Here is a 10,914-nt window from a genome sequence, read left to right as displayed (position 1 = left end):
CACCTACGAAGCCGCCTACGCGGCGACCGCGTCCGCTACCCTCGCGGAAGCGGCATAACCGAACCGACACCGTGTCCACGATCAAGGGTCAAGGCCCGCCACCGGCGATATGAGTTGGCTCCAGAGGTAGGAGCCATCTTCGAGTGAGACGGCGATCAGTTCGCCGCCGAAGTCGCGCGAGACGTCGATGTATGCCCGCTCGTTGTCGAGCCCGATCACGACGGCGTAATCGTCGAAGGTGATCGACCAGGTTTGGTCGAGGGCGGGTTCAGTTTCGCCGGCGCAGCCCGCGAGCAGCAGAACCAGGACCGCGGCTGGAATCGCGGGCGAGTGCATCGGCGGTCCGCTCCTTTCCGCGATCAGATCACAGGTGCTGGGAGTCTGGCAGATCGCGAGAGTTCTTGTGAACCCCGGGTTGCGATTCGGTCGCTGCTGACTATCGGATCCCCTCAGCTCCCCAGCACGTACGTCTGAATCGCAATCACCGCAGCCCCACGACACCACTCGGTGTTGTCGCCAGTGGTCGTGACCAGCGGGATCTCGTGTGCCCGCGGGTCGCGGTCTTCGGCCATGCCGGCGCGCACGGCGTCGCGGGCGACGTCCACCAGGCCGACGCCTTCGCCGCCGAGCACGATCATCTGCGGCACGGTGAGGTTGGCGACCGCGGCCAGCAGCTTGCCGAGGCCTCGGCCCGCGTCATCCACGACTCGGCGGGCGGCGGCCTCGCCGTCGGCGGCGAGTGAGAGGGCCTCGTCGTAGGTGACGGGGCGGTCGAGGGCGGTGGAGACGGCGGTGACGATCGCGGCCTGGGTCATGATGCTGCGTGCGCAGCCGCGGTGGCCGGCCGGGCAGACGGGGCCGTAGGGGTCGATGGGCCAGTGGCCGACGAGGCCGATGCCGGAGTCTTCGTTGGCGACGATGCGGCCGTTGGCGACGAGGCCATAGCCGATGCCCGCGCCGAGGGTGATCACGGCGAACCTCTCGAGGCCGCGGGCGGCGCCGAACCAGTGCTCGTATTCGGTGAAGGCGACGAGGTCGTTGGCGACGACGGTGGGGATGGAGCTGCGCGCCTCCACGAGCGCGGCGAGTGGCACCCCCTCCCATCCGAGGAATGGCGCGCTGATCACGGTGCCGTGCTCGTCGAGCAGTCCGCCGACACCGATGCCGAGTGCGGTGACCGAGGGCACGAGGGCGGCGAGTCGTTCGGCCATCTGGCCGATGACCTCGACGACGGCATCCGGCTCTTGCGAGGTGAGGGTCGCGGACAGTGAGCCGAGCACTTCGGCGCGCAGGTCGGTGACCGCCCCGAGCACCTGGTCGCCCATGAGCTTCATGCCGATGAAGTGGCGGGATGCCGGCACCACGTCGAGCGGACGCGACGGCCTGCCCGCCTTGCCGTCGCCGCGCTCGCCCACTTCGACGAGCAGCCCGGACTCGATGAGCGGTGCGCTCAGCCGCGTGAGCGAGCCCGGGGAGAGGTCGAGCCGCCGCGCGATCTCGCTGCGCGAGAGGGGACCGTGCAGCAGCACTTCGAGCGCGACGGCCCGGTGGGCGCCGGGGTCGGTGATCCACGGCGGGGTCGCGATTCGCAGGTTGCTGCTGTCTCCCGTGTCCATGGCTCACTCAGCGTGCCACACGGAATTGGTTCCGTCAATCAAGATAAACGGGCATCCCTGCCCCCTGAAATCGAGTGTTGACAGGCGGATTAGTTTTGTCGTAGAAATAACCGATGCACCGCTCCGCTCGCACCACGGCGGGTCCTTTTCCCCGAAACACACTTGGAGAATCGCAATGAAGCGTTCCACACGGCTCGGCGCTGCCGTAGCCATCGCGGCGGCTGTGGCCATCGCGACGACGGGCTGCTCCGCTCCCGAACCGGACGGCACTCCCGAGAACCCGTACACGATCACCTTCTGGGGTTCGTACGGCAACGGCGGCAACTCCGCCCAGCAGGAGGTGCTCAACGACACCCTGATCCCCGCCTTCGAGGAGGCGCACCCGGGCATCAAGGTCGAGTACGTCGACGTGCCCTACGACGACCTGCTGCAGAAGCTCACCACGAGCGCGGCCGGCGACGCCCTGCCCGACCTCGTGCGCGCGGACCTCGGCTGGGTGCCGCGCTTCGCCGACCTCGGCGTGCTCGTGCCCCTCTCCGATGTGATGGACGACTTCCAGGAGCTCGCCGACGCCACCTACCCCGGTGTACTGGCCACCAACCTCTACGACGGCAAGTACTGGGGTCTGCCGCTGGACACCAACACCCGTGTGCTGATCTCCAGCCAGGCGGGCCTCGACGCAGCCGGGGTGGATGCCCCGCCCGCAACCTTCGAGGAGCTCGTCGCCCAGGCGGACGCCCTCGAGGGCACCGACGTCATGGCCTTCGCCGACGGCGGCCTCGGAGCGTGGAACCTCATGCCGTGGATCTGGTCGGGCGGCGGCGACATCGCCGACCCCGACCTGACGGTCTCCACGGGCTACCTGAACAGCCCGGAGAACATCGAGACGATCCAGATGCTCGTCGACCTGTATGCGGCCGGCCAGATCTCGACCGGCATCACCGGCAACTCGGGGGCGGTGCCCACCAGCGAGGGCCTGCCCGGTGGTCAGTACGCCAACATCCTGGACGGCCCGTGGATGAACGGCATCTGGGCCGACCAGTTCCCGGACTTCGAGCCGATCTACTCGCCGGTGCCCGCGGGCCCGGGCGGTTCGGTGAGCGTCGTCGGCGGCGAGGACATCGTGCTCACCGCCTCGTCGAAGTACCAGGATGCCGCGCTCGAGTTCATCCGGTTCACCCAGTCCGAGGAGTTCCAGCTGGCCCTCGTGCCGACCGGTCAGCTCACCGTGATCCAGGCGCTCGGCGACCAGCAGGTGGAGCTCATGCCCTACCTCTCGGTGTTCACCGAGCAGCTGGCCACCGCGCGCGCACGCCTGGCGATCACGGGCGGCGCCGAGGTCGACGGCATCCTCAACACGGAGCTCACGCCCGCGTTCGAGGGCACGGTCTCGGTGAAGGATGCCCTCACCAAGGCCGCGGAGCAGATCGACGCACTGCTGGCCGAGGGTTGATGTGACCCTCTCCAATCAGGCACCCATCCTGGTCGACCGTGCGGCGGAGTCCCTCTCCGCCGCACGGCGGCCGGGTGGGCGCGGCCGCCGCCGCGTGAGCCTCACCCCATATCTCTTTCTCGCCCCCGGCATCGTGCTCTTCGCGGTGACCGTGCTCTACCCGATGGTGCAGTCGTTTCGCATGAGCTTCTACGACTGGAAGGTCGTCGGCTCCGCCACGAGCCAGTGGCTCGGGCTCGACAACTATGCCCGCGCCTTCGCCGACCCGCAGTTCTGGGTCTCGGCCGGCAACACCGGCTTCTACATCGTGGCCACCGTCATCCCGCAGATCGTGCTGGGGCTGGCCGTCGCGCTGCTGCTGCACAAGCGCAGCCCCACCCAGCCGCTGTTCCGCGTGCTCTACTACCTGCCCGTGGTCACCAGCTGGGTCGTCGTCTCCCTGCTGTTCCGGTTCCTCTTCGCCGACCAGGGCCTCATCAACTTCGTGCTCGGCGACGCGCTCGGCGTCGCCGACGGGAGCACCTCGTGGCTCGCGGATCGCTGGACCGGCATGGCCGCGATCTCCGCGCTCGGCATCTGGAAGGGCATCGGGTGGTCGATGATGATCTTCCTCGCAGCCCTCCAGGGCGTGCCGCAGTCCCTCATCGAGGCCGCGACCGTGGACGGCGCGAACGCCTGGCAGCGCTTCCGCGCCGTGACCGTGCCGGCGATCTGGGCGGCACTCGGCTTCGTGACCGTCATGCTCGTCATCGGCGGCTTCAACGTGTTCATCTCCGTGTACCTGATGACCGGCGGCGGTCCTGCCGGCCGCACCGAGGTGCTGCTGACCTACATGTACCGGCAGGCCTTCGAGTTTCTCGACCTGGGCTTCGGCTCGGCCATCTCCGTGCTGCTGACCCTGGTGATCTTCGCGGTCTCCGTGATCCAGTTGCGGGCCTTCCGCGACCGCGGAGAGGTGGGGGCATCATGACCAGGCGCAGCGTCGCGGCGATCCCGTTGTCGGTGGCTCGGTACGGCATCCTGATCGTCGGCGCGGTCGTGATGATCACGCCGTTCCTCTACCTGCTCGGCACCTCGTTCACCCCGAACACCTACGTGCTGACGACACCGCCGCAGTTCATCCCGAACCCGCCGACGCTCGCCAACTACGAGCAGGTGATCGCCACCCAAGACATCGGGCGGTACTTCCTCAACTCGGTGTTCGTCGCGACGATCTCCACCGCGCTGTCGCTGCTGGTGAGCTCGATGATGGCCTACGCCTTCGCGCGGTTCAGCTTTCCGGGCAAGGAGACGATCTTCCGCGTGCTGCTGTTGGGGCTCATGATCCCGGCGATCATGCTGATCATCCCGCAGTTCGTGCTCGCCAAGAGCCTCGGGTTGCTCGACACGCTCGCGGGCCTCATCGTGTTCTATGTCGCAGGTTCGCTCGCGCTGAACACGTTCCTGCTGCGCGGCTTCTTCGAGAGCATCCCGGGCGAGCTCGATCAGGCGATGCAGGTCGACGGCGCTGGTGCGTGGACGCGCTACTGGCGGCTGGCGATCCCGCTCGCCAAGCCGGGCCTGGCGACCGCGACGATCTTCACGTTCCTGGCCTCGTGGGACGAGTTCGCCTGGGCGCTGACGATCACCAACTCGCCGGAGAACCGCACACTGCCGATCGCGATCCGGCTCTTCGCCGGCGTCGGCAACAACGCGGTGCAGTGGGGCGTGGTGTTCGCGGCATCCGTGATCGCGGTCGTGCCGGTGATCATCGTGTTCCTCGTGTTCCAACGCTATTTCGTGCAAGGCCTCACCTCCGGGGCGATCAAGGGATGAACGACGTGACCGAACTGCTGCCCACCAAGGCCAGCTACCTGCCCACCGAGCCGATCGAGATCGAGGTGCGCGGCGATCGCGCCCCCGGTGAGTTCGTCGTGCTCCACCTCGGCGACGAGGTGCTGCGGCTGCCCTACGACGGAGCCGAGCTCGTCACGATCCCCGAGCTCGGCGCCGGCGGGTTCGGCGTCGAGCTGCACCGCGACGGCGCGATCGCGCGCACCGCGATCGACGTGCGCGAGAACCCGCGCGAGCGGCTGCGCTACGGCTTCGTCGTCGACTACGCCCCCGACCGCGACGTCGCCGCCGTCGCCGACAACCTGCGCCGGCTGCACTTGACCGGCGTGCTGTTCTACGACTGGGCCTACCGTCACGCCGACCTGCTCGGCGGCGGCGAGCAGTACGACGACGCGCTCGCGCAACCCGTGTCGCTGCCGACCGTGCGTCGGCTCGTCGATGCGGTGCAACAGGCCGGCTCGCGCGCGCTCGGCTACGCGGCCGTCTATGCGGTCGGCCCGCAGCACTGGGCGGCGTGGCAGCACGACGCCGTGCTGACCGCGAGCGGCGAGCCGTACGCGCTCGGCGACTTCCTCTTCATCGTCGACCCGGCCGCGCCCGACTGGCTCGCCCACTTCGAGACCGAGCTCGCGGATGCCACGGCCGCCATCGGCTTCGACGGCTACCACCTCGACCAGTTTGGCTACCCGAAGGCGGCCCTGCGCGCCGACGGCGAGACCATCGACATGGCGGAGTCGTTCGCGACCATGATCGAGGGCGTGCGCTCGCGACTGCCCGAGGCGCACCTCGTGTTCAACAACGTCAACGACTTCCCCACCTGGCGCACCTCGAGTCTCGACCAGGACGCCGTCTACATCGAGCCGTGGGCGCCGCAGACCACGCTCGGCTCGCTCGCGCGGGTGGTCACCCGGGCGCGGGTGGGCAACGAGAAACCCATCGTGCTGGCCGCGTACCAGCACGTCTACGACTCGGCGGATGCCGCGGCATCCGACCGGGCGACGGCGCTGACCATGGCGACCCTCTACTCCCGTGGCGGCACCCAGTTGCTCGCCGGCGAGGCGGACCGGATTCTGGTGGACCCCTACTACGTGCGCAATCACGTGGCCGAGGCCAGCACCCGGGAGCTGCTCAAGCGCTGGTACGACTTCCTCGTCGAACACGACGAGCTGCTGCTCGACCCGAGCGCCGTCGACGTGACGGGATCGTACGCGGGCGAGTACAACGACGACTGCGAGGTCGGCTACGACCGCGCAGCGGTAAGCGGCGAGGCGACCGCGGGCGAGGTTTGGCGGAGCATCACCGCCGTCCGCGGTCGCCTCGTCGTGAATCTCATCAACCTCGTCGGGCAGACCGACACGCTGTGGGATGCCCCGCGCAACCCCTTCGGCGACCCCGGCCGAGGCACCCTGCGGGTGCGGCGGCTGCTCGGGCGCACCCCGCGCGTGCGCGTCGCCGACCCCGACCGCGAGGGTCGCCTGATCGACCTCGACGTGACCCTCGACGGCGACCACGCCGTCGCCCACCTGCCGGCGCTCGGCGCCTGGCAGCTCGTGCTCATCGACCTGTAGGACCACCCGTGACCCACACCGAACCCTGGTGGCGCGACGCCGTCGTCTACCAGGTGTACCCCCGCAGCTTCGCCGACTCCGACGGTGACGGCGTCGGCGACCTGCGCGGCATCATCGACCACCTCGACCACCTCGCCGAGCTCGGCGTCGACGTGATCTGGCTCTCGCCGATCTACGCCTCACCGCACGACGACAACGGCTACGACATCAGCGACTACCGCGCGATCGACCCCGCGTTCGGCACGCTCGCCGACTTCGACGACCTGCTCGAGGCGGTGCACGAGCGCGGCATGAAGCTCGTGATGGATCTCGTGGTCAACCACACCTCGGACGAGCACGCGTGGTTCGCGGAATCCGCCTCGTCGCGCGAGAACCCGAAGCGCGACTGGTACTGGTGGCGCCCGCCCAGGGAGGGCATGGTCGGCGGTACCCCGGGCGCTGAGCCCAACAACTGGGGGTCGTTCTTCTCGGGGTCGACGTGGGAGTGGCACGAGGCATCCGGTCAGTACTACCTGCACCTGTTCTCGCGCAAGCAACCGGACCTCAACTGGGAGAACCCCGACGTGCGCGAGGCCGTGTACGAGATGATGCGCTGGTGGCTCGACCGCGGTGTCGACGGGTTCCGCATGGATGTCATCAACCTCATCTCCAAGCACCCCGACCTGCCCGACGGCGTCGTGGCGGATGGCGCGCTGTGGGGCGACGGATTCCCGTTCTATGCGGGGGGCCCGCGCATCCACGAGTTCCTCAGCGAGATGCACCGCGAGGTGTTCGAGGGCCGCGACCGCGTCTACCTCACCGTCGGCGAGATGCCGGGCGTCACGATCGAGGAGGCGCAGCTCTTCACCGACCCGCGTCGCCGCGAGCTCGACATGGTCTTCCAGTTCGAGCACGTCGGGCTCGACCACGGGCCGCAGGGCAAGTGGGGCATGCGGCCGCTCGACATCCGCGACCTCAAGGCGTCGCTCAGTGCCTGGCAGGAGGGGCTCGAGACCACCGGCTGGAACAGCCTCTACTGGAACAACCACGACCAGCCCCGCGCCGTGAGCCGCTTCGGGGATGACGCGGTCTACTGGTACGAGTCCGCCACCGCGCTTGCCACCGTGCTGCACCTGCAGAAGGGCACCCCGTTCATCTACCAGGGCGAAGAGCTCGGGATGACGAACGTGCCCTTCGAGCGCATCGACGAGTTCCGCGACATCGAGAGCCTCAACCACTACTCGGAGGCGGTCACGCTGCTCGGCCGGGAGCCGGCGGTGGTGCTCGACGGGCTGCGGCAGGCCAGCCGCGACAACGCGCGCACCCCGGTGCAGTGGTCGGCCGAGCCGAACGCGGGCTTCACGACGGGCGAGCCCTGGATCGCCGTGCACCCGAACCACTCGCGCATCAACGCGGTCGCCCAGCGCGGCGTCGCGGGGTCGGTGTTCGAGTACTACCGGGCGCTCATCGCGCTGCGGCACAGCGAGCCGGTCGTGGTGCACGGGGCGTTCGAGTTGCTCGAGCCGCAGCATCCCGCGCTGTTCGCGTACACGCGCACGCTCGGCGATGAGGTGCTGCTCGTGGTCGCGAACCTCTCGAGTCAGCCGCAGGTGCTGCCGCCCGCGCTCGCGCTGGACGGGCCTGTGCTGCTCGCGAACTACCCGGCCGGCCCGCGCACGACCATGCGGCCGTGGGAGGCGTGGGTGACGCGGCGCTGATCGCGGCCGAGCTCAGCTCTCGTCGGAGAATCCCGTCGACTCCCGGCGCACGATCCGGAACTCGGGCTGCACGGTGCGCGGCGGTCGAGGCTCGCCCTTCTCGTTGATGCGCTCGACGAGCATCTCGACGGCGAGCGCCGCGATCTGCTCGCGGCCGGGGTCCACGCTCGTCAGCGACGGCACCGAGTACTGGGCCTCGTCGATGTTGTCGAAGCCGACGAGGGCGACCTGCTCGGGCACGCTGATCCCGGCCTCGCCGAGCGCCCGTAGCGCGCCGAGACCGAGGGTGTCGTTGAGCGTGAAGATGGCGTCGAAGGGCACCGACTCCTGCAGCAGCTGCCGGGTCGCCGCCGCGCCGGCCGTGCGACTCCAGTGCGCGCTCGGTCGCACGAGCGCGGGATCGAGGGGGATGCCAGCACGCTCGAGCGCCTGGCGGTAGCCACGCAGACGCAGGGTGCTCGAACTGGCCTCGTCGCCGGCATCCAACTCGGCCCCGATCAGCGCGATTCGGCGGCGACCGATCGAGACGAGGTGTTCGACGGCGGCCCGGGCCGCGGAGACGTTGTGCATCGCGACGTGGTCGGTCGGGCCGTCGAAGATGCGCTCGCCGAGGAGCACGAGCGGAAAGCCGACGTTCAGGGCGTCGACGTCGGCCTGCCCGAGGCTCACCGGGCTGAACAGCAGACCGTCCATGAACCGAAGCCGCCCGCCCGAGACGGTGCGCAACTCCGCGTCGCGGTCTCCACTGGTCTGTTCGACGAGGACGCCGAGGCCCCGCGTCTCGGCTTCGCGGATGATGGAGTCCGCGAGCTCGGCGAAGTAGTTCTCGCGCAGCGCCGGGACGGCCAGCCCGATGACGCCCGTGCGGCCCGACCGCAGGCCGCGCGCGGAGAGGTTCGGTCGGTAGTCGAGTTGCTCGATCGCCTGCAGCACGCGCGAGCGCGTGCCGGGGCTCACGTGCGGGTAGTCGTTGACGACGTTGGAGACCGTCTTGACGGAGACACCGGCGATCCGAGCAACATCGTGCATCGTCGATCCCACCGCCACGACGCCTCCGATGCCTCCGGTGGCCTCACTCTAGGGCATCCGCGAGGTGCCGACGTCGCCCGCGGCATGGGCCGCGCGGAGCGCGCCAGATTCCGCGCCGCACTGCTGTTTCCAACGATGTAAAGTGTCAGAAACGCAACTCGTCGACCTCGAGCAAAGAGAGTCATGATGCACGCATCGATCGTCATCGACCCGAACTCCACCGTCGGGTCCGTCAACCGGCGTCTCTTCGGCTCGTTCGTCGAGCACCTCGGCCGGTGCGTCTACGACGGCATCTACGAGCCCGGGCACCCGACGGCCGACGAGCACGGGTTCCGAGGTGACGTGGTGGAGCTCGTGCGCGAACTCGGCGTCTCGACGATCCGCTATCCGGGGGGCAACTTCGTCTCGGGGTACCGCTGGGAGGACGGGGTCGGGCCGCGAGAGCAGCGACCGCGCCGGCTCGACCTGGCCTGGCACTCGACGGAGACCAACGAGGTCGGGCTCGACGAGTTCGCGGCCTGGACCGCGACGGTCGACGCCGAGTTGATGTACGCCGTCAACCTCGGCACCCGCGGGGTGCTCGATGCGCTCGACGTGCTCGAATACGCCAACATCCGCTCCGGCACGGCGCTCTCGGATCAGCGGGTCGCGAACGGGTTCGCCGAACCTCACGGCATCCGCATGTGGTGCCTGGGCAACGAGATGGACGGGCCGTGGCAGCTCGGCCACAGCACCGCCGAGAACTACGGCGCGCTCGCTGCCAAGACCGCGCGGGGCATGCGTCAGCTCGATCCCGACATCGATCTCGTGGTGTGCGGCAGTTCGGGCTCGCAGATGTCGACGTTCGGCGAGTGGGAGCGCGTCGTGCTCGAGGCCACCTACGACGAGGTCGACTACATCTCCTGCCACGCCTACTACGAGCCGAAGGATGGCGACTACGCGAGCTTCCTGGCTTCGGCCGTCGACATGGATCGCTTCATCGACGCGGTGGTGGCGACCGCCGATCACGTCAAGGCGCTCAAGCGCAGCGACAAGACCATCGACATCTCGTTCGACGAGTGGAACGTCTGGTACCAGTCGCGCTACAACGACGTCGACAAGATCACCGACGTCGACCAGTGGCCGGTGGCGCCACGACTGCTCGAAGACGAGTACTCGGTGGTCGATGCCGTCGTGTTCGGCGGTCTGCTGATCTCCCTGCTGCGCCACGCCGACCGTGTGACGGCCGCGAGTCTCGCGCAGCTCGTCAACGTCATCGCGCCGATCATGACCGAGCCGGGCGGCCCGGCATGGCGTCAGACGACGTTCTTCCCGTTCGCCGCGACCTCGCGACTGGCGCGCGGGGCCTCACTCGCGCTGCGGGTGGACTCGCCGACGCACGACACCGCGCTCCACGGCGAGGTCCGGCTGGTGGATGCCGCGGCCACCCACGACGCGCAGACCGGCAGCACCGCGGTCTTCGCCGTCAACCGCAGCCTGACCGAGCCCGTCGAGCTGGAGCTCGACGTGCTCGCGCTCGGTCACGTGGGGAGCGTGTCGGCGCTCACCCTGCACGACGACGACATGCACGCCACCAACTCGCTGCACGCGCCGGAACGCGTGGGGCTCAGCCAGAACCCCACGGCGCGGGTGCTCGACGGCAAGGTCGTCGTCACCCTGCCGCCGGTGTCGTGGACCGCCCTCAACCTCGAGCCCTGACGCGAGCGTGAACCGGCGCC

General features: G+C 69.1%; 9 protein-coding genes. 6 read left to right on the top strand and 3 right to left on the bottom strand.

The window, feature by feature from the left end; genetic code table 11:
- Nucleotides 1–81 precede the first annotated feature (81 nt).
- Nucleotides 82–336 carry a hypothetical protein gene (locus tag PYV02_RS05480; RefSeq protein WP_275756971.1) on the bottom strand — a complete coding sequence of 85 codons (255 nt, stop codon included), beginning with the start codon at nucleotides 334–336 and terminating at the stop codon, nucleotides 82–84.
- Nucleotides 337–449: 113 nt separating this feature from the next.
- Nucleotides 450–1,616 carry an ROK family transcriptional regulator gene (locus PYV02_RS05475; RefSeq protein ID WP_275756970.1) on the bottom strand — a complete coding sequence of 389 codons (1,167 nt, stop codon included), beginning with the start codon at nucleotides 1,614–1,616 and terminating at the stop codon, nucleotides 450–452.
- Between the two features lie 175 nt (nucleotides 1,617–1,791).
- Here PYV02_RS05475 and PYV02_RS05470 point away from each other — a divergent pair, with 175 nt between their 5' ends.
- Genes PYV02_RS05470 through PYV02_RS05450 form a run of 5 tightly spaced genes read left to right on the top strand, consistent with a single transcriptional unit; the run spans nucleotide 1,792 to nucleotide 8,167 of the window.
- Nucleotides 1,792–3,069: an extracellular solute-binding protein gene (locus PYV02_RS05470; protein WP_275756969.1), complete on the top strand. Its 1,278-nt coding sequence runs from the start codon at nucleotides 1,792–1,794 to the stop codon at nucleotides 3,067–3,069.
- Between the two features lies 1 nt (nucleotide 3,070).
- A complete protein-coding gene (locus PYV02_RS05465; RefSeq protein ID WP_275756967.1) occupies nucleotides 3,071–4,039 on the top strand; it encodes a carbohydrate ABC transporter permease in 969 nt (322 codons plus the stop codon).
- Nucleotides 4,036–4,884, top strand: a complete 849-nt coding sequence (locus PYV02_RS05460) for a carbohydrate ABC transporter permease (RefSeq protein ID WP_275756965.1) — start codon at nucleotides 4,036–4,038, stop codon at nucleotides 4,882–4,884. Before PYV02_RS05465 ends, PYV02_RS05460 begins: the two co-directional genes overlap by 4 nt.
- Nucleotides 4,881–6,470 (top strand): glycoside hydrolase family 66 protein, encoded by a 1,590-nt coding sequence (locus PYV02_RS05455; protein WP_275756963.1) that lies wholly within the window; start codon nucleotides 4,881–4,883, stop codon nucleotides 6,468–6,470. Before PYV02_RS05460 ends, PYV02_RS05455 begins: the two co-directional genes overlap by 4 nt.
- An 8-nt stretch (nucleotides 6,471–6,478) precedes the next feature.
- The gene (locus PYV02_RS05450; RefSeq protein ID WP_275756961.1) at nucleotides 6,479–8,167 is read left to right on the top strand and encodes a glycoside hydrolase family 13 protein; all 1,689 of its coding nucleotides are present in this window, start codon (nucleotides 6,479–6,481) and stop codon (nucleotides 8,165–8,167) included.
- A gap of 12 nt (nucleotides 8,168–8,179) precedes the next feature.
- Here the strand turns inward: PYV02_RS05450 and PYV02_RS05445 are convergent, their stop codons facing one another.
- The gene (locus PYV02_RS05445) at nucleotides 8,180–9,196 is read right to left on the bottom strand and encodes a LacI family DNA-binding transcriptional regulator (RefSeq protein WP_275756959.1); all 1,017 of its coding nucleotides are present in this window, start codon (nucleotides 9,194–9,196) and stop codon (nucleotides 8,180–8,182) included.
- A gap of 183 nt (nucleotides 9,197–9,379) precedes the next feature.
- Here PYV02_RS05445 and arfA point away from each other — a divergent pair, with 183 nt between their 5' ends.
- Entirely contained in the window at nucleotides 9,380–10,894 is a 1,515-nt protein-coding gene (gene arfA / locus PYV02_RS05440) for an arabinosylfuranosidase ArfA (RefSeq protein WP_275756957.1), read from the top strand.
- The last annotated feature ends 20 nt before the right edge of the window (nucleotides 10,895–10,914 follow it).

The sequence above is a fragment of the Antiquaquibacter metalliresistens genome (assembly GCF_029211225.1).
GTDB classification, from domain to species: Bacteria; Actinomycetota; Actinomycetes; order Actinomycetales; family Microbacteriaceae; genus Rhodoglobus; species Rhodoglobus metalliresistens.
Note: the sequence above shows the minus strand (reverse complement) of the source record. Positions and strands in the feature narration are given on the sequence as shown.

Bases quoted from the DNA above. Each gene is read 5' to 3' on its own strand.
- PYV02_RS05475 (WP_275756970.1), bottom strand. From the start codon at position 1,616: ATGGACACGGGAGACAGCAGCAACCTGCGAATCGCGACCCCGCCGTGG.
- PYV02_RS05445 (WP_275756959.1), bottom strand. From the start codon at position 9,196: ATGCACGATGTTGCTCGGATCGCCGGTGTCTCCGTCAAGACGGTCTCC.
- PYV02_RS05470 (WP_275756969.1), top strand. From the start codon at position 1,792: ATGAAGCGTTCCACACGGCTCGGCGCTGCCGTAGCCATCGCGGCGGCT.
- PYV02_RS05455 (WP_275756963.1), top strand. From the start codon at position 4,881: ATGAACGACGTGACCGAACTGCTGCCCACCAAGGCCAGCTACCTGCCC.
- PYV02_RS05480 (WP_275756971.1), bottom strand. From the start codon at position 336: ATGCACTCGCCCGCGATTCCAGCCGCGGTCCTGGTTCTGCTGCTCGCG.
- arfA (WP_275756957.1), top strand. From the start codon at position 9,380: ATGATGCACGCATCGATCGTCATCGACCCGAACTCCACCGTCGGGTCC.
- PYV02_RS05460 (WP_275756965.1), top strand. From the start codon at position 4,036: ATGACCAGGCGCAGCGTCGCGGCGATCCCGTTGTCGGTGGCTCGGTAC.